Source organism: Azospirillum sp. UENF 211521 (assembly GCF_058780535.1).
Genome location: NZ_JBSNCF010000003.1, coordinates 579,907 through 597,395, shown reverse-complemented (window position 1 = coordinate 597,395; position 17,489 = coordinate 579,907). Strand labels below are relative to the sequence as shown.

Here is a 17,489-nt window from a genome sequence, read left to right as displayed (position 1 = left end):
TTTGGATAGCGAACGATGACCAACCCGACCCTGCCCCTGTTCTACAAGAACCCCCGCCCGCTGGTGGCCGCCCGTGACGCCGATCTGTCGCTGCGGACCGAGCCGAACTTCGCCTTCGCGACCGCCACCAACTCGGTGCCGCTGATGGCGGCGGAGTTCCCCGCGGCCTGCAAGCATTTCCCCATTCTGTTCTCGGAGGGCCCGACGGCCCAGCCGGTGGCGCTGCTCGGCCTGCGCAGCGGGGAGAATCTGTTCGTCGACGCGAACGGCGTGTGGGACGAGGGGGCTTACATTCCCGCCTATGTCCGCCGCTATCCGTTCATTTTCCTGGAGAGCGAGGACAAGTCCCAGCTCACCCTGTGCATCGACGAGGCGGCGGATTCCGTCGTCCCCGGCCGTGACAACCCCTTCTTCGTCGATGGGCAGCCGTCCGCCCTGACCAACAACGCCTTGGAGTTCGTCAAGGAAGTCCAGGCGCAGAGCGCCTACACCACGCAGTTTGTCGAGGCGGTGGTCGCCGCCGGCCTGATGTCGGAGAAGCGCGCCGACATCACCCTGAACAACGGCGAGCGGCTGAGCCTCGCCGGCTTCAACGTGATCGACGAGGCGGCCTTCAACCAGCTTCCCGCCGAGACGCTGGTGGAGTGGCGCGACCGCGGCTGGCTGGGGCTGGTCTACGCCCACCTGATCTCGGTCAGCAGCTGGTCGGGTCTGGTCGACCGCCTCGCCCACCGCGGCTGATCCGGTCCGCCGGAAACGGAAAGGGCGGCGCCACGGTGGCGCCGCCCTTTTTCGTTGCGGACCGGCGGAGGGCCGGCGATCAGAAGCCCTTTTCGATCTTGAAGACGTCCGGCTCGTTCGGCTTCTCGATGTAGGAGAGCTGGAGCGACGGCGGCAGGGCCGGGGTATCGTCCGACGGCTTCGGCGGGACCGCGAGGGTCAGCAGACTCATGCGCCCCTGGCTGTCGGTGCCGCGGAAGACCACCACCTGCGATCCGTCGCCGACCGGCGCGTTGAGCAGCATGCCCTCCTGCCGGTAGCCCTGCGCCACGAAATAGTTGCGCAGCGCGTTGGCCGCGCCGACCAGGGCGTTGGGATCGACCTTCGGATTCACCGCGCCGCCCCACATGATATTGACTTGGAACAGCTTCTGCGTCGAATGGCCGAGGATGTAGGCGACGACCGCCGGGCCGGCGCCGGTTTGCAGGTCGTCAACCTTCACGATCAGGCTGGTGGTCCGCTCCGTCGCGTTGGTCTCGCGGCGGATGTCCTTGCCCTCGATCTTGAAATCCTTGGCGATGGCCTTCGCGACCTCGTCCCCCGTCATGCCGAAGCGCGCGGAGCGGAAGCCTGTGACCTTCGCGGCGGGGGCCGTCTCGGCCGCGCCGGCAGGCCCTGTGGCAGGCCCGGTGGCTGGAGCGGTTTGGGCCGCGGGAGCGGGGTTGCGATCCGTGGTTGCGGCCTGGGCCGCGCCCGTCAGAATTCCGGCCAGGGCAAGGGCGGCGAGGGACAGCCCCAGGGCCGGTCGCCCAAAGGCCGGTCGGTGAAACGGCATAATGGAAACTCCACAGGACATCGAAGCCATTCGGTCGGCGGCTCAAAGCAATCGCGGCGGTCCGCCCGCTTCAGGAAACGGCGACGGGGCAATTGCCGTTGATTCGAACGGGAGTTTAGCAAAATCCGACCCGACTCCGGGGTGAATTATGATCGACCCCTCATGTCCTTTTTCCGACACGGAACGCGTCGGCGAAGGTCTGGACCTTGTCCGACGACACGGAGAGCAGTGCCTTCGTGACCGCCGCCGGGCGTCGGGCCTGTGCGGAGGCGATCTCCCCAACCAAGCGCTCCAGGGCCGGTGTCGCGCTGCGGTAGCGGATGGGATGGTCACCCTCCGCGTCGATCAAACCAGCCTGATGAAGATTCGCCAAGACTTCCTGGAGGATGAGCGTGCTGCTGCGCGATTCGCGAATGATTTCCTCCGAACTCCATGTCCGGTTTGGATCACGCCGCAAAATCAGAAGGATCTCCAGAGTCCACACCGTCTTGATCGAATGCTGAAGAAAGATAAGGGCATCGTCCGAAAGCACGCCGCCAGTCCATTGTCTGTTCCAGTTCCCCGCGGGTCCCGATCATCCGGGAAGGCTCGACGATTTGAGCCGTACGTCTGGGCGGAGTGTGCACAGGATGTCCGCCGCCGTCCAGCCCCGCGCCCCTCTTTGCGGGGGCGCATCCGGCCCGATTCCAGACATCTTTCGGAGTATTTCCGTGCTCACTGGGTGAATTGGCCGGCGTGGCCGGGCGCAATCCGGCCCATTGGGGTAACCCGAAGGAAAAATCGCCGCGCGGATCGGTTCGGGAATGCCGAGCCGGCGCAATCATGACAGTTTAGGCCGCAATTCCGATCGGCTATGGCTCGTGCATGACTGGTTTCGACACCCGCCCCGTCTTCTTCATCATCGGCGCGCTTCTCAGCGTCCTGGCCGTCGCGATGCTGCTTCCGATGTCCGTCGATCTGGCGGCTGGCAATCCGGACTGGATGGTCTTCGCCATCGCCTGCGCCCTGACGTTGTTCTTCGGCGTCCAGTTCATGCTGGCCAACCGCATGGATCGGATCGCGCTGAACGTTCGCCAGGCTTTTTTGCTGACCGCCCTGTCCTGGGTGGTCATCTGCGCCTTCGCCGCCGTGCCCTTCATGGTGTCCCAGATCGATCTGACGGCGGCCGACGCCTATTTCGAGGCGATGTCGTCGCTGACCGCCACCGGGGCCACAGTGATCTCCGGGCTGGACGGTCTGGCGCCGGGGCTGCTGCTGTGGCGGTCGCTGCTGCAATGGCTGGGCGGCATCGGCATCATCGGCATGGCCATCGCCATCCTGCCCTTCCTCCAGGTCGGTGGCATGCAGCTCTTCCGCTCGGAATCCTCCGACCGGTCGGACAAGGTGACCCCGCGGGCCAGCGACCTCGCCATCGCGGTGGGCTGGATCTACCTGTGCCTGACCGCGGTCTGCACGGCGATGCTCGCCTACGCCGGGATGTCCTGGTTCGACGCCGTCAACCACGCGATGACCGCGGTGTCCACCGGCGGCTTCTCCACCCGCGACGCGTCCATCGCCAGCTGGAACAGCCCGGCGATCGAGTGGGTGCTGGTGGTCTTCATGGTGCTGGGCGGCATGCCCTTCGTCCGCTTCATCAGCCTTGCCCAGGGGCGGGCGGCCAGCTTCTGGGCGGACACGCAGATCCGCTGGTACCTCGGCTTCCTCGCGGCGGTCTCCTTCGGCATGTCGATCTGGCTGACTCTGACGCGGGATGTGCCGTGGGATGACGCCATCCGTGTGACCACCTTCAACGTCGTCTCGGTGGTCACCACCACCGGCTACGCCTCCATCGACTACGAGCGGTGGGGGCCGTTGGCGTCGGTGGTCTTCTTCATCCTGACCTTCGTCGGCGGCTGCACCGGATCGACCTCGGGCGGGCTGAAGATCTTCCGGTTCGAGATCCTGTTCATTGTGCTGCGCGCGCTGCAGCGCCGCCTCTACAGCCCCAATCTGGTGATTCCGCTCAACTACAACGGCAAGCCGGTCAGTGCCGACGTGATGATCTCGGTGATGGGTTTCGGCTTCGTCTACCTGATGTCGGTGTTCGTGCTGGCCTTCGTCCTGGCCTTCCTCGGGGTGGACGTGGTGTCCGCGCTGTCGGGGGCGGCGACGGCGGTCAGCAACGTCGGCCCCGGCCTCGGCCCGACCATCGGACCATCCGGGAATTTCGCCACATTGCCGGACGGCGCGAAATGGGCGCTGGCCGCCGGCATGCTGCTGGGGCGGCTGGAGTTCTTCACCATCCTGGTCGTGCTCAGTCCGTCCTTCTGGCGGCGGTGAGGGGGCCGGGGGGCTTCTCCTCCCGTTCCTGTTCCCGCGGGTCGCGGCTGGCCGCCGACACCAGATGGACCAGGGCGGCGCCGAGCGCGATCACGCCCACCGCCACCGACGCCCGCAGGAAGCGGGAGGCGTCGCCGTGCAGCGTGAAGTGCCACCACAGCTCGTCGCTGAAGGCGATGTGCTTGTAGGAGAACAGGCCGAGCCAGAAGGCGCTGGCCAGCGCCACGCCGGTCGCGATGAACCAGCTCGGCGTCAGGGGGTTGCGCAGGATGTTGCCGCGGCGGTGGAACTCCTTGCGGGCCGGCAGCAGGGCCAGGAAGATCAGCCCGGGCACGATGGCCTCCGGCCAGTCGCCGCCCTTCAGCAGGGCCGAGGCGCAGCCGGTCGCCAGCAGCACCAGCGACAGAACCCAGGCGGCGTGCAGCCGCCGCTGCACCGCGTGGGCCAGCAGGATCAGCAGCACCCCGGCGACGCTGCCGGTGAAGTGCGACATCTCCACCAGCGGCAGCGCCGTGGCGTCGAAGGGGGCGGGCAGCGTCTCCTCCGGCGTGGCGCGGGAGAACAGCAGGAAGGCCCCGGTGATGAAGATGCAGGCGGCCAGCACCAGCGGCACCGCTGGGCTGATGGCGGCAGAGATGTCCCGCGACAGGCCGCCGATGCGGCGCCGGGCCTGGAAGGCCTCCACCCCGCCGAACATCAGCCCGGCGATCACCAGCGGCGCCAGATAATAGATCAGCCGGAAGACCAGCAGCCCCGCCATCACGTCGTTGCCCGGCATCGCCGGGGTCAGGCTGACCAGGACGATGGCGTCGAACACCCCCAGCCCGCCCGGCACATGGCTGATGATGCCGGCGACCAGCGCCAGCCCGAAGGCGACCAGCACGTCGGCGTAGCTCACCGCGTCACTCGGCGGCAGGCAGAGATAGAGGACCAGCGCGGCCAGCGACAGGTCGCACAGCCCCAGCAGAAGCTGCCGAATCGCGATGGACGGGCGGGGGAAGGCGATGGCGTGCCCGAACAGCCGCAGCGGCCGGCGCAACCAGAATCCGCCCACCGCATAGGCCGACAGGATCGCCAGCGCCGCCAGCCCCAGCAGAACGGCGCTTCCCGGCGGGACATGCAGCGCCTTCAGCGCCGTGGGGTCGATCAGCATGACCACCGGCATCACCGTCGCCAGCCCGAGCATGAAGGTGGTGACGACGAACAGCGTCACCTGGGCCACTTCCACCCCGCCCAGCCCGTGCGGCGCGTAGAGGCGGTAGCGCACGGTCGCCCCGATGATGCTGGCGAAGCCCAGGCTGTGGCTGAAGGCGTAGCTGGTGAAGGCGGTGAAGGCCACCCAGCGGTAGGGCAGGGGCCGCCGCAGGTGGCGCAGGGCCAGCAGGTCGTAGAGCGTCAGCAGCCAGTAGCTGACCGCCGCCGCCGCCGAGGCGGCAAGAAGCTGCACGCCCGTGATGCGGTTCAGCGCCTGCCGGATGTCGGCGACGCTGTACTGTTCCAGCCAGCGGTTCAGGATGACCAGGGCCCCGGCCAGCAGGGCCAGGATCAGCACCCCCGTGCCGTAGCGCAGGAACCGCTGGGTCCGGGTCGGAGGGCTTTCGGTGTGGGCCATGGCTGACAGGATCGCTCCGGGCGCCTAGGATGACGGGGCTTCGGACAAGAACAACACCGCGCACCGAAAAAGCGCATGGCCGGGCCGGGCTCTTCGGGAGGCAACGGATGCATCTTGTGCTTTATCTCGCCACCGGCCTGTCGGGGACCAACACGCTGATCCTGCTGCTCGCCTATCTCTGGGACAGCTCGGTGACGCTGTTCGGTGGCGCCACGGGCTATGATCTGCGCCCGGACGGCGTGTCCTTCACCCTGTCGCTGCTCACCACGGTCCTGCTGGTCTGGTACGCGCTGATCCTGCGGCGGCGCTCGCGGTCGGAGCGCAAAGCCAGCGCCCTTCGGCAATAGCGGGGCGCCGCTCCGTCCGCCGGAAGCATGAGCGCGGCTTTTTTTTGAAACTCCGGCCGGGTTGATCCGTTGTCTGGACCAAGACGCCGCGCCTCGGATTCGGGTGCGCTGCCCGGACCCGGAGAAAAACCATGCACGGGATCAACAAAACCGTCTCCTTCACCGCAGGGGGGCTGATTCTCCTGTTCGTCCTTCTCGCCAGCGTCTTCACCGAGCCGTTCGGGGAGCGGATTTCCGCTCTTCAGTCCGCCATCGTCGGCAACTTCGGCTGGTTCTACATTCTGTCCGTCGCCGGCTTCCTCTTGTTCGCCTTTTGGTTGTTTTTCAGCCCCTACGGCTCGATCAAGCTCGGGAAGGACGACGACGAGCCGGAATTCAGCTACCTGACTTGGTTCGCCATGCTGTTCAGCGCGGGCATGGGCATCGGCCTGCTGTTCTACGGCGTGGCGGAGCCGGTGCTGCATTTCGCCAACCCGCGGGTCGGCGAGGCGGGAACCCCCGATGCGGCGCGGGAGGCGATGAATCTGGCCTTTCTGCATTGGGGGCTGCACGCCTGGGGCATCTACATCGTCGTCGGCCTGTCGCTGGGCTACTTCGCCTACCGGCACGACCTGCCCCTGACCATCCGGTCGGCGCTCTACCCGTTGCTGGGCGACCGGTTGCGCGGCTGGCCGGGCCATCTGGTCGACATCGTGGCGATCGTCGGCACGCTGTTCGGCATTGCCACCTCGCTGGGGCTGGGGGTCATGCAGATCAACGCCGGGCTCGATTACCTCGGGCTGGTCGGCGTCGGCACGGTGCAGCAGATGGTGCTGATCGCCGTCATCACGGCGATCGCCACCGCCTCGGCGGTCAGCGGCGTCGGGAAGGGCATCCGCCGGCTCAGCGAGCTGAACATGCTGGCGGGGTTGCTGCTCCTGCTGTTCGTCTTCCTGCTCGGCCCGTCGGTGTTCCTTCTGTCCACGCTGGTGGAGAGCATCGGGCGCTATCTGTGGACCTTGCCCTACACCAGCTTCCGCACGCTGCCCTACACCGGGGCGGAGTGGCAGGCGAGCTGGACGATGTTCTACTGGGGCTGGTGGATCTCCTGGGCGCCCTTTGTCGGGATGTTCATCGCGCGGGTGTCGCGCGGCCGCACCATCCGCGAATTCATCGGCGGCGTGCTGTTCGCCCCGGTGGCCCTGACCTTCGTCTGGTTCACCGTGTTCGGCGAGACGGCGATCCATATGGAGATGTTCGAAGGCGGCGGCATGGCGGCGGCGGTCAAGGACAACGTGCCGACGGCCCTGTTCGTCATGCTGGACCGCCTGCCGCTCAGCGTGATCACCTCGGCGCTGGCGACGCTGATCGTCGTCACCTTCTTCGTCACCTCGGCCGACTCCGGCGCCCTGGTGATCGACATCATCGGGTCCGGCGGCAACCAGGACCCGCCCATCGCCACGCGCATCTTCTGGGCGGTGCTGTGCGGCGTGGTGGCGGCGGTGCTTCTCCTCGTCGGTGGGTTGCAGGCGCTTCAGACGGCGGCGGTGACGACGGCGCTGCCCTTCGCGGTGGTCATGGTGCTGATGTGCGTCGGGCTGGTGACCAGCCTGCGGGCGGAGCGCCGGGCGGGACCGGACCGGCGGGTGGCGCGGGTGCCCACCGCGTCGGAGGGCGGCGCCCCGGTGCAGCCGGTGGGCGACGGCGACTGGCGTCAGCAGCTGGCCGCGGTGATCGGGCGCAAGGCGGCCATCGCGGCGACGGCCCCGCCCGGCGCCGCCAGCGCGCGGCGCGAGGTCGCCCGCTTCATCACCGAAACGGTCGAGCCCGCCTTCCGCGACATCGCGGCGGAGCTGGAGCGGCTCGGCCGCCGGGCGGTCATCGAGGTCGGCCCCTTCAACGCCGGTCTGGCCGTGCTGCGCGACGGGGAGGAGGAGTTCAGCTACGACATCCGCGCGCGGGCCTATCACCCGTTGACCTTCGCCTTGCCCGATCTCAAAGAGGCGGACGAGCGGTGGCAGATGCGCGTTGAGGTGATCCTGCGCGGCGGCCTGCACAAACAATTGTTGCCGGCGCTCGCCGGGCGGGAAGCAATCGTCCGCGACTTCGTGCAGGAGTATGGAAAGTGGAGGGGCTGGTGAAAGAGCGCGGCCTCTTGCGGTAGCAGGAGAAGATTGCCTCGAATTATGCTAGAAAGCCGTCCGGTGCTTTCTTCGTGCCGAGGCGGCGGCGACCACCATGGGTCATCAGGCGGATCAGAACCAGTCCGGGGTCGGCGCCCCCGGCGAGGAGGCGTGCGCGTCAACGGGCCGCCCGATGACGGCTCCAATGACGGCTTCGATGACCGTTGCCGACCTTCCCTTGCTCGACGGGCTGTGGGCGCCGGTCTGGCTGCAGGACGGCGGCCGGATGCTCTGGGGCAACCGCGCCGCCCTGGAGCTGTGGAACGCCGCGTCGCTCGCCGATTTCCAGACCCGCGACTTCAGCAGCCAGCCGGAGGGGGCACCGCAGGCCGAAGGAGAGACGGCGGCGGGCCGCTGGACCTTCTATCCCAAGGGACGCCCGGTTGCCGCCTGGGTGCGGCGCAGCGGCATGGCGTTGCCGGACGGGCGCCTGGGCATCCTGCACGAGGCGCAGCTCGCCGCTCCCCTGGCCGATCCGGACCACGGCCGGACCGACACCGAGGCGCTCGACCGCGAGCGCGCCATGCTGCAAAGCCTGATCAACTCAATGCCGGACATCGTCTTCTTCAAGGACGTGAACGGCACCTATCTCAAGGTCAACCGGGCGATGCTCGACTATGCGGGGCGACCGCCGCTGGGGCTGACCGACCACCGGCTGTTCGATGCGGAAACGGCGGTGCGGCGGCGGCGGACCGACCAGATCGCCATGCAGAAGGGATTCTCGCGCAGCGAGGAGTGGTTCGTCCACCCGGACGGCCGCCGCGTGCTGATGGAGACCGCCAAGGCCGTCTGCCTCGACCGCAGCGGCAAAATGCTCGGCGTCGTCGGCATCGCCCGCGACATCACCGAGCGGCGGCAGACGGAGAAGCAGCTTCTGCGGCAGCACGCCCTGTTGCAAGGGATCATCGACACCATCCCCGACGCCGTCTTTTTCAAGGACCGCGACGGCGTGCTGCGCAAGGCCAACCGCGCCTTCGCCTCCTGGACCGGGCGCCCTCTGGAGCAGCTGATCGGGCTGGACAGCCACGAGATATGGCCTGACGAGATGGCCGACGGCATCCGCGCGGGCGATGCCTCGGTCTATGCCAAGGGTCAGCCGCGGCGCAACGAGGAGAGCATTCCGCTGCCCGACGGTGGGCGGATTTGGGTGGAAATCCTGAAGGCGCCGATTCGCGACGCCGGCAACGAGCTTCTCGGGCTGGTCGGCGTCGGGCGGGATATCACGTTGCGCAAGGCCGCCGAGGAGGATCTGCGGCGGAGCGAGGCGGAGAAGGACCACCTCGCCAACCACGACGCCCTGACCGGGCTGCCCAACCGTCGGCTTCTCTTCGACCGGCTGGACGTGGCGTTGGCCCGGTCGCGGCGGTCGGGGCGCCCCTTGGCCCTGCTGTTCATCGACCTCGACGGCTTCAAGGCGGTCAATGACCGCATGGGGCACGATTGCGGGGACGAGGTGCTGCGCATCGCCGCGGCGCGAATCGCCGGATGCCTGCGCCGCAGCGACACGGTGGCCCGTGTCGGCGGCGACGAGTTCACCATCGTGCTGGAGGATGTAACCTCCGCCGCGGACGCCGGTGGCGTGGCGGCAAAAATCGTCGAGGCGGTGGCGCTGCCCATCCCGGTGCAGGGGATGACCGCCGTGATCGGCGCCAGCGTCGGCATCGCCTTGTCCCCGTCCGACGGGTCGGACGCCCGCAGCCTGCTGGTGGCGGCGGATGGCGCGATGTACCGGGCCAAGCAGGCGGGCCGCGGCACCCATGTCTTTTACAAGGATATTCTCCGCAAGAATCCGGACTGACCGGGTGCGGAATCCGCTTGCGGAGTCGGAACAAAAGAAGAACAATACCCGCCTGACCGGTTCTTGACGGGAGAGGATGGGATCATGTTCGTCTGCGTCGATGGTGACCGCACCACCCGCCTGCGCCAATGGGCCTGGCTCGATATCGGTGCCGGTATGGGCGGTGCCGGGACGGGTCCCGGCGAACGCCGCCTCGTCGGCTGGAGCGTCACGGACGAGGCGTGGCTCGTCTCCGAACCGATCGGCGTGGTCGCCACCAGCCCGCTCGGCCGTCCGCCGGGTTGGGCTGTGACCGACAACCAACGCCGGTATCTGCTCGAACAGCCCGGCCTGCCCCATGGGGACGAGCCGCTGGCCGCCATCGACTGTCTGCGGGCGAACGGCAGCCTCGACCCGGCGGCTCCCATCAGCATCGTGCCCTGGCGCCCCGGCAAGTCCACCGCCGAACGCATCTTCGAGCGCCGGACGGCCTGATGGCGGAAAGACGGACTGCTGCGTGACGGAACGGCCATTTTCCCGTTGAAAGCCTTGGTTGAGGCGGGAAGGGGTCGTTCACCATGCAGCAGCGCTGGCCGCAGAGGTTGTGGATCGTCCGTCACGGGGAAAGCGCCGGCAACGTCGCGCGCGACGCCGCCTATGCCGCCGGGGTGGGGCGGATCGACATCGCCGAGCGCGACGTCGACGTGCCGCTCAGTCGCCAGGGGGAGCAGCAGTCCGAGGCGCTGGCGCGCTGGTTCGCCGCGCTGCCGGCGGGCGAGCGGCCCGACGTGGTGCTGACCTCTCCCTATCTGCGGGCCAGGAGGACGGCGGAGATCATCCACGCCGGGGGCGGCCTGCCGGTCGAACCCGCGGAGTTCGTGGTGGACGAGCGGCTGCGCGAGAAGGAGTTCGGCATCCTCGACCGGCTGACCGCGCTGGGCATCGCGCAGGAGCATCCCGAGCAGGCGGAGTTCCGCCGCATCCTCGGCAAATTCTACTTCCGCCCGCCGGCCGGGGAGAGTTGGTGCGACGTGATCCTGCGGCTGCGCAGCGCGCTCGACACCATCAGCCTGCACCATGGTGGGCAGCGCGTGCTGGTGGTCAGCCACCAAGTCGTCGTGCTGTGCCTGCGCTACCTGCTGGAAGGCATGACGGAGGAGCAGATCCTCGCCATCGACCGCGAGGGCGACGTGGCGAATTGCGGGGTCACCGAATACGCCTTTGATCCCGACCAGGGGCACAGCGGGCGGATGCAGCTTCGCCGCTACAACTTCGTCGCCCCGCTGGAGGTGGCCGGAGCGCCGTTGACCGCCGAGCCCGACGCCAACGCGGCTGTCCGATGAGTGTTTTCCGATGAGCGCCGTCCGATGAACGATTCTCCGATGAACGACTCGATCCCGGTCACCCGCGACTTGCTGCGGTCCATGCCGCTGCCTCATCCCGGCGATGGTGCCGACAAGGACGGGCGGGGCCGGGTGCTGGTCATCGGCGGCAGCGTCGAGGTGCCGGGCGCCGTGCTGCTGGCCGGGACGGCGGCGCTGCGCGCCGGGGCGGGCAAGCTGCAGATGGCGACCTGCCGCAGCGTGGCCCCGCATCTCGGGCTTGCCGTGCCGGAGGCGCTGGTGCTCGGCCTGCGGGAGACAGCGGAGGGCGGCATCGCCCCCGACTGCGTCGACACGCTGTGCGAGCGGGCGGCCCGCTGCACCGCGGTGCTGGTCGGTCCCGGCATGATGGACAAGCGGGCGGTCGCCGACCTGACCGGCGCGCTGATCGCCGGGCTGGACGGGGAGGGCGGCCCCGTTTTGGTCATCGACGCCGAAGCGCTGATGGGCCTGGACAACGCCAACGAAGCGCTGTGCCGCCGCGGCGGGCGAACGATCATCACGCCGCACGCCGGCGAAATGGCCGGTCTGTCCGGAATCAGCCGGGAAGAGGTCGAGGCCGACCCACCCGCCGCCGCCCGCCGCGTTGCGAACCTTCACAAAGTGATCGTCGTGCTGAAAGGGGCCTGCACCCACATCGTCACGCCGGACGGGCGGATGTGGGCCTATGACGGCGGCAATGTCGGGCTTGCCACCTCGGGCTCGGGCGACACGCTGGCGGGCGTCATCGCCGGGCTGGCCGCGCGGGGCGCCGACCCGGCCCAGGCGGCGATCTGGGGAGTCCATTTGCATGGCGAGGCCGGCAACCGTCTGGCCCGCCGCGGCCCGCTGGGTTTCCTGGCCCGCGAGCTGCTGGCCCAGGTGCCGGAGATCATGGCCGAACTGTCGGCCTGAGACCGCCGGCCTCGAAACGCCAGTCTCAGAACACCAGTTTGGCGGCCTGATAGAGGACGACCCAGGGAGCGGCGATCAGCCCGCCCCACAGGGCGACCAGCGGCAGGCCGCGCAGCTTCTTGGCCGGGGCCGGAGCGGAGAGGGGGAGCGGGAAGGAAACGGTCTCGGTGGTGCCGACAGCGGGATTGTACTGGGACATGATGACCTGCCGATCTGTGTGTAAGGGCAGGATGCACGCCGATCTCTTAACGACGATTAAAGTCGGGGGTAGCCGCTGTGCGGGATTCCGGCGTACCGCCGCCGGGTAGCGAAGCGCGTTCGAGTGAGCAATTTCGGAAAGTTCCTGGCGTCTTGACAAAGATTGCCAATCGTCCCGAGATGTCCTTCGGAAGAAGGACGTGGTCGATGCAAAGCATGAACAGCGGCCCGCCCGAGGCGCTTCGTCGGCTTCATCGGGGAAAAGGCGGTCGAGCGTGAAAAGCTGGGGAAGCTTCGGCGCGCCATCCTGATGGGCGTCGACGACTGCAAAAACGGCCGCCTGGAAGACCGCCCCATTGCCGCCATCCTGAACGACATTGACGATTGACCGGCGATTACCGGCCGCATCATGAGCGCTGCGAAGCGCCGGCTGTCGTCGTCCTGCGCCTTCTGCATGAAAAGATGGAACCGGACCGGCCGCATCCCGCAAGGACAAGGCCGGTCCGGTTCCCGACGCCTGCTCAGGTCACTTGGCCAGCGTCTTGTTGAGCCACAGGGCCAGCAACGTGCAGACCGCGCCCGACAGCAGGTAGGCGCCGGCCGAGAACAGGCCGTAGTTGGCGGACAACACCAGCGCGACCAGCGGCGCGAAGCCCGCCCCGAACAGCCAGGCGAGGTCCGACGTGATCGCCGCACCAGTGTAGCGGTAGCGCTGGGTAAAGCCCGACGCGACCACGCCCGACGACTGGCCGAAGGACAGGCCCAGGATCACGAAGCCGACGATCATGAAGACCAGTTCGCCCAGCGGCCCGCCGTTCAGCAGCAGGGGCGCCACGCCGCTGAACACCGCGATGGCGGCGGCGCAGCTTCCCAGCAGGGTGCGGCGGCCGATGCGGTCGGCGATCCAGCCGGAGGCGATGATGGCCCCCAGGCCGAAGAAGGCCCCGACCACCTCGATCAGCAGGAAGTCCGCCGGCGTGTCCTGCGTGTAGAGGAAGATCCAGGACAGCGGGAAGACGGTGACCATGTGGAACAGCGCGAAGCTGGCCAGCGGGGCGAAGGCGCCCAGCACGACGCGCATGCCCTCGTTGCGCAGCATTTCGGTCACCGGGACCGGCTGAAGCTCGCGGCTTTCGAACAGGTGGGTGTATTCCGGCGTCACCACGATGCGCAGCCGCGCGAACAGCGCCACGACGTTGATGGCGAAGGCCACGAAGAACGGATAGCGCCAGCCCCAGCTGAAGAAATCCTCGGCCGACAGGTTGCCGGCGAAATAGGCGAAGAGAGCGCTCGCCACGATCAGCCCGATGGGGGCGCCGAGCTGCGGAATCATCGCATACCAGCCGCGGCGGTTCTCCGGCGCGTTCAGCGCCAGCAGCGAGGCGAGGCCGTCCCAGGCGCCGCCCAGCGCGAGCCCCTGGCCGATGCGGGCCGCCGCCAGCAGCCAGATCGCCGCAGCACCGATCTGCTCGTAGCTCGGCAGAAAGGCGATGGCGACCGTCGAGGTGCCCAGCAGGAACAGGGAGAGGGTGAGCTTGGCGCCACGCCCGTGGGCACGGTCGATGGCCATGAACAGCATGCTGCCCACCGGGCGGGCGACGAAGGCCAGCGCGAAAATCGCGAAGGACCACAGCGTTCCGGTCAGCGGGTCAAGATAGGGAAAGACCAGCTTCGGGAAGACGATCACCGAAGCGATGGCATAAACGAAAAAATCGAAGAATTCGGACGTCCGTCCGATGATGACGCCAATCGCGATTTCACCGGGATTCACCCTGTGGTCGCGGGCATTGACCAGTCTTGCGTCCCGTTCGGTCGCCGTGGTCGATGATCCCATGGTCCCCCCACCGTCTGGCAATTGCGTCAGAGGGAATTAAATAGGCACCGCAACGGCATTCTGCCACGCCCATGGGCGCATTGCTTTGATGTGCGTCAATGGCGGCGTGGAATCGCGGCGCATTGGACAAATTGTCCAATGTCCTACCGGGCCCGTGGGGGTTAGCTCTTCGCCCAAATCCAAAGCGAACCCCTGCTGACAGGTCCTGCCTTGACCCGTTTCCGCGCCTTGGCCCTCCTGCCGCTGATGGCGGTTTTGAGCGGCTGCAACCTTGTGGTGATGAGCCCGTCCGGCGACGTGGCGAGCCAACAGGCGAACCTCATCACCATTTCCACCCTCCTGATGCTTCTCATCATCATTCCGGTGATGGTGCTGACGGTGCTGTTCGCGTGGCGCTACCGCCAGTCGAATAGCACGGCCCAGTACGACCCGGATTGGGACCATTCGACGCAGCTCGAGCTGGTGATCTGGGCGGCCCCGCTGCTCATCATCATCTGCCTGGGCGCCCTCACCTGGATGGCGACCCACCTGCTCGACCCCTACCGCCCGCTCGACCGCATCGCCGCCGGGCGCCCGGTCCCGGCCGACACCAAGATGCTCGACGTCAACGTCGTGGCGCTCGACTGGAAGTGGCTGTTCATCTACCCGGAATACGGCATCGCCACGGTGAACGAGGTGGCCGCCCCGGTGGACCGGCCGATCCGCTTCAACATCACCTCCTCGACGGTGATGAACTCCTTCTACATCCCGGCGCTGGCCGGGCAGATCTACGCCATGGCCGGCATGGAGACGAAGCTGCACGCCGTCATCAACGAGCCGGGCAGCTACAAGGGCTTCTCCGCCAACTACAGCGGCGCCGGCTTCTCGCACATGCGCTTCACCTTCCACGGTCTGGCCGCCGACGGCTTCGACAAGTGGGTGGCGGACATCAAGGCGGGCGGCGGCAAGCTCGACCGCGACGGCTACCTCCAGCTCGAGCGTCCCAGCGAGAACGAGCCGGTGCGCCGCTACGGCGCCGTCGACTCGGGCCTGTTCAAGGCCATCGTCGGGATGTGCGTCGAGCCGGGCAAGATGTGCATGCACGACATGATGGCCATCGACGCCAAGGGCGGCCTCGGGCTGGCCGGCATCGACAACGTGATGCCGCTGATGCACGACAAGCTGTCCCGCCGCGGCACCGCCGTTCTCGGCCCAGCGCCGGTCTATGTGGCGGGCATCTGCTCGACCGAGGAACTGACCGGCCGCGCCGTCGAGTCGTCGCTGGGCGTGCTGAACGCTCCCGCCGACGAGTTCCCGATTTCCGGCGCGGGTCTGCCGCGCTCCTCCATCACGCCGATCTCCGCGCCCGCCCCTGCGTTCGGGCCGCGGCTGACGGCCAATCCTTGAGCGGCCCACCGCCATGCTAGACACATCGACCGTCGCAACCCACCCGCTCTTCGGGCGTCTGACCCTGGAGTCCTTCCCCTATCACGAGCCCATCGTGGTCGCGACCTTCGTCGCGGTCGTGCTGGGCGGCCTCGCGCTCGTCGCGGCGCTGAGCTATTTCCGGTTGTGGGGCTATCTCTGGAAGGAGTGGTTCACCACCGTCGACCACAAGCGAATCGGCATCATGTACATGGTGCTGGGCCTGGTCATGCTGCTGCGCGGCTTCGCCGACGCCATCATGATGCGCCTCCAGCAGGCCATGGCCTTCGGCGGCAGCGAGGGCTACCTCAACGCCCACCACTACGACCAGATCTTCACCGCTCACGGCGTCATCATGATCTTCTTCGTGGCGATGCCCTTCGTCACGGGCCTGATGAACTACGTGGTGCCGCTGCAGATCGGCGCCCGCGACGTGTCCTTCCCGTTCCTGAACAATTTCAGCTTCTGGATGACGGTGGGGGGCGCGGTGCTGATCATGGCCTCGCTGTTCGTCGGCGAGTTCGCGCGCACCGGCTGGCTGGCCTATCCGCCGCTGTCCAACATTGCTTACAGCCCTGAGACGGGCGTCGACTATTACATCTGGGCGTTGCAGATCGCCGGCGTCGGAACAACATTGTCCGGCATCAACCTGATCTGCACGATCGTCAAGATGCGCGCCCCCGGCATGACCATGATGAAGATGCCGGTCTTCACCTGGACGTCGCTCTGCACCAACGTGCTGATCGTCGCCTCCTTCCCGATCCTGACCGCCACGCTGGTCCTGCTGTCGCTGGATCGCTACGTCGGCACGAACTTCTTCACGAACGATCTCGGCGGCAGCCCGATGATGTACGTGAACCTGATCTGGATCTGGGGCCACCCGGAAGTCTACATCCTGATCCTGCCGGTCTTCGGCATCTTCTCCGAAGTCACCTCGACCTTCTCGGGCAAGAAGCTGTTCGGCTACACCTCCATGGTCTACGCGACGGTGGTCATCACGATCCTGTCCTACCTGGTGTGGCTGCACCACTTCTTCACCATGGGGTCGGGCGCCAGCGTGAACTCGTTCTTCGGCATCACGACGATGATCATCTCGATCCCGACGGGTGCGAAGATCTTCAACTGGCTGTTCACCATGTACCGCGGCCGCATCCGGTTCGAGCTGCCGATGATGTGGACCGTCGCCTTCATGCTGACCTTCGTGGTCGGCGGCATGACGGGCGTGCTGCTGGCCGTTCCGCCGGCGGACTTCGTCCTGCACAACAGCCTGTTCCTGATCGCCCACTTCCACAACGTCATCATCGGCGGCGTGCTGTTCGGCCTGTTCGCCGGCATCTACTACTGGTGGCCCAAGGCCTTCGGCTTCCGCCTCGATCCCTTCTGGGGCAAGGTGTCCTTCTGGTGCTGGGTGATCGGCTTCTGGGTCGCCTTCATGCCCCTCTACGTCCTGGGCCTGATGGGCGTCACCCGCCGCCTGCGCGTGTTCGAGGACCCGTCGCTGCAGATCTGGTTCCAGATCGCCGCCGTCGGCGCCGTTCTGATCGCCGCGGGCATCGGTGCCTTCCTCCTCCAGATCGCCGTCAGCGTCTGGAAGCGCCGTGAGTTGGTCGACCGCACGGGCGATCCGTGGGACGGCCGCACCCTGGAATGGGCGACCTCCTCGCCGCCGCCGGACTACAACTTCGCCTTCACCCCGATGATCCACGACAACGACGCGTGGTGGGACATGAAGAAGCGCGGCTACAAGCGTCCGCTGGGTGGCTACAAGGCGATCCACATGCCCAGCAACAGCGGCACCGGCGTGATCCTGGCCGGGATCAGCGTGGTCCTCGGCTTCGCCCTGGTCTGGTACATCTGGTGGCTGGCGGCGGTGAGCTTCGTCGCCCTGCTGGCGGCCGCCATCCACCACACCTTCAACTATCACCGCGACTTCCACATCCCAGCGGACGTGGTGGTGCGGACCGAGAACGAGCGGACCCGACTCCTCTCCGGGCAGGTGTAAAGC

Annotated in this window: 15 protein-coding genes; 10 read left to right on the top strand and 5 right to left on the bottom strand. The window is 67.4% G+C overall.

Going from position 1 to position 17,489, the window contains the following annotated elements; translation table 11 throughout:
- Positions 1 to 15: 15 nt before the first annotated feature.
- Complete coding sequence (locus tag ACWPN5_RS27490) at positions 16 to 741, top strand: SapC family protein (protein WP_145681975.1); 726 nt, start codon at positions 16 to 18, stop codon at positions 739 to 741.
- A 79-nt stretch (positions 742 to 820) separates the two neighbouring features.
- On the opposite strand, the gene ACWPN5_RS27485 is transcribed toward ACWPN5_RS27490, so the two are convergent.
- Positions 821 to 1,327 (bottom strand): hypothetical protein, encoded by a 507-nt coding sequence (locus tag ACWPN5_RS27485; RefSeq protein WP_492298546.1) that lies wholly within the window; start codon positions 1,325 to 1,327, stop codon positions 821 to 823.
- 388 nt (positions 1,328 to 1,715) lie between these two features.
- Positions 1,716 to 2,087: an Rrf2 family transcriptional regulator gene (locus ACWPN5_RS27480; protein WP_145681973.1), complete on the bottom strand. Its 372-nt coding sequence runs from the start codon at positions 2,085 to 2,087 to the stop codon at positions 1,716 to 1,718.
- A gap of 332 nt (positions 2,088 to 2,419) precedes the next feature.
- Between ACWPN5_RS27480 and ACWPN5_RS27475 the strand changes: the two genes are divergently transcribed.
- Positions 2,420 to 3,874, top strand: a complete 1,455-nt coding sequence (locus ACWPN5_RS27475) for a TrkH family potassium uptake protein (protein ID WP_145681972.1) — start codon at positions 2,420 to 2,422, stop codon at positions 3,872 to 3,874.
- Here ACWPN5_RS27475 and ACWPN5_RS27470 read toward each other — a convergent pair.
- A complete protein-coding gene (locus ACWPN5_RS27470) occupies positions 3,849 to 5,486 on the bottom strand; it encodes a lysylphosphatidylglycerol synthase domain-containing protein (protein WP_200476570.1) in 1,638 nt (545 codons plus the stop codon). The two genes, ACWPN5_RS27475 and ACWPN5_RS27470, sit on opposite strands and share 26 nt — an antisense overlap.
- Before the next feature lie 107 nt (positions 5,487 to 5,593).
- Between ACWPN5_RS27470 and ACWPN5_RS27465 the strand changes: the two genes are divergently transcribed.
- The 6 genes from ACWPN5_RS27465 (at position 5,594) to ACWPN5_RS27440 (ending at position 12,048) form a co-directional block, all read left to right on the top strand.
- Entirely contained in the window at positions 5,594 to 5,833 is a 240-nt protein-coding gene (locus tag ACWPN5_RS27465) for a hypothetical protein (protein ID WP_145681970.1), read from the top strand.
- Positions 5,834 to 5,964: 131 nt separating this feature from the next.
- Entirely contained in the window at positions 5,965 to 7,953 is a 1,989-nt protein-coding gene (locus tag ACWPN5_RS27460) for a BCCT family transporter (protein ID WP_492298544.1), read from the top strand.
- A 199-nt stretch (positions 7,954 to 8,152) separates the two neighbouring features.
- Positions 8,153 to 9,793 (top strand): sensor domain-containing protein, encoded by a 1,641-nt coding sequence (locus ACWPN5_RS27455; RefSeq protein WP_492298542.1) that lies wholly within the window; start codon positions 8,153 to 8,155, stop codon positions 9,791 to 9,793.
- An 84-nt stretch (positions 9,794 to 9,877) separates the two neighbouring features.
- Complete coding sequence (locus tag ACWPN5_RS27450; RefSeq protein WP_200476567.1) at positions 9,878 to 10,267, top strand: hypothetical protein; 390 nt, start codon at positions 9,878 to 9,880, stop codon at positions 10,265 to 10,267.
- A gap of 83 nt (positions 10,268 to 10,350) precedes the next feature.
- Positions 10,351 to 11,115, top strand: a complete 765-nt coding sequence (locus ACWPN5_RS27445) for a histidine phosphatase family protein (protein WP_492298540.1) — start codon at positions 10,351 to 10,353, stop codon at positions 11,113 to 11,115.
- A gap of 39 nt (positions 11,116 to 11,154) precedes the next feature.
- Positions 11,155 to 12,048, top strand: coding sequence for an NAD(P)H-hydrate dehydratase (locus tag ACWPN5_RS27440; protein ID WP_145682153.1), 894 nt, complete (start codon positions 11,155 to 11,157; stop codon positions 12,046 to 12,048).
- Positions 12,049 to 12,073: 25 nt separating this feature from the next.
- Here ACWPN5_RS27440 and ACWPN5_RS27435 read toward each other — a convergent pair whose 3' ends face one another.
- On the bottom strand, positions 12,074 to 12,247 hold the full coding sequence (locus ACWPN5_RS27435) for a hypothetical protein (RefSeq protein WP_186466006.1): 174 nt from the start codon (positions 12,245 to 12,247) through the stop codon (positions 12,074 to 12,076).
- A gap of 525 nt (positions 12,248 to 12,772) precedes the next feature.
- Positions 12,773 to 14,080, bottom strand: a complete 1,308-nt coding sequence (locus ACWPN5_RS27430) for an MFS transporter (protein ID WP_145681965.1) — start codon at positions 14,078 to 14,080, stop codon at positions 12,773 to 12,775.
- A gap of 210 nt (positions 14,081 to 14,290) precedes the next feature.
- Between ACWPN5_RS27430 and cyoA the strand changes: the two genes are divergently transcribed.
- Positions 14,291 to 15,466, top strand: a complete 1,176-nt coding sequence (gene cyoA / locus ACWPN5_RS27425) for a ubiquinol oxidase subunit II (RefSeq protein ID WP_492298538.1) — start codon at positions 14,291 to 14,293, stop codon at positions 15,464 to 15,466.
- Between the two features lie 13 nt (positions 15,467 to 15,479).
- Entirely contained in the window at positions 15,480 to 17,486 is a 2,007-nt protein-coding gene (gene cyoB, locus ACWPN5_RS27420) for a cytochrome o ubiquinol oxidase subunit I (protein WP_200476565.1), read from the top strand.
- The last annotated feature ends 3 nt before the right edge of the window (positions 17,487 to 17,489 follow it).

Coding starts and splice junctions, on each gene's coding strand:
- ACWPN5_RS27490 (WP_145681975.1), top strand. CDS start 16: ATGACCAACCCGACCCTGCCCCTGTTCTACAAGAACCCCCGCCCGCTG.
- ACWPN5_RS27485 (WP_492298546.1), bottom strand. CDS start 1,327: ATGACGGGGGACGAGGTCGCGAAGGCCATCGCCAAGGATTTCAAGATC.
- ACWPN5_RS27475 (WP_145681972.1), top strand. CDS start 2,420: ATGACTGGTTTCGACACCCGCCCCGTCTTCTTCATCATCGGCGCGCTT.
- ACWPN5_RS27470 (WP_200476570.1), bottom strand. CDS start 5,486: ATGGCCCACACCGAAAGCCCTCCGACCCGGACCCAGCGGTTCCTGCGC.
- ACWPN5_RS27465 (WP_145681970.1), top strand. CDS start 5,594: ATGCATCTTGTGCTTTATCTCGCCACCGGCCTGTCGGGGACCAACACG.
- ACWPN5_RS27460 (WP_492298544.1), top strand. CDS start 5,965: ATGCACGGGATCAACAAAACCGTCTCCTTCACCGCAGGGGGGCTGATT.
- ACWPN5_RS27455 (WP_492298542.1), top strand. CDS start 8,153: ATGACCGTTGCCGACCTTCCCTTGCTCGACGGGCTGTGGGCGCCGGTC.
- ACWPN5_RS27450 (WP_200476567.1), top strand. CDS start 9,878: ATGTTCGTCTGCGTCGATGGTGACCGCACCACCCGCCTGCGCCAATGG.
- ACWPN5_RS27445 (WP_492298540.1), top strand. CDS start 10,351: ATGCAGCAGCGCTGGCCGCAGAGGTTGTGGATCGTCCGTCACGGGGAA.
- ACWPN5_RS27440 (WP_145682153.1), top strand. CDS start 11,155: ATGAACGACTCGATCCCGGTCACCCGCGACTTGCTGCGGTCCATGCCG.
- ACWPN5_RS27435 (WP_186466006.1), bottom strand. CDS start 12,247: ATGTCCCAGTACAATCCCGCTGTCGGCACCACCGAGACCGTTTCCTTC.
- ACWPN5_RS27430 (WP_145681965.1), bottom strand. CDS start 14,080: ATGGGATCATCGACCACGGCGACCGAACGGGACGCAAGACTGGTCAAT.
- cyoB (WP_200476565.1), top strand. CDS start 15,480: ATGCTAGACACATCGACCGTCGCAACCCACCCGCTCTTCGGGCGTCTG.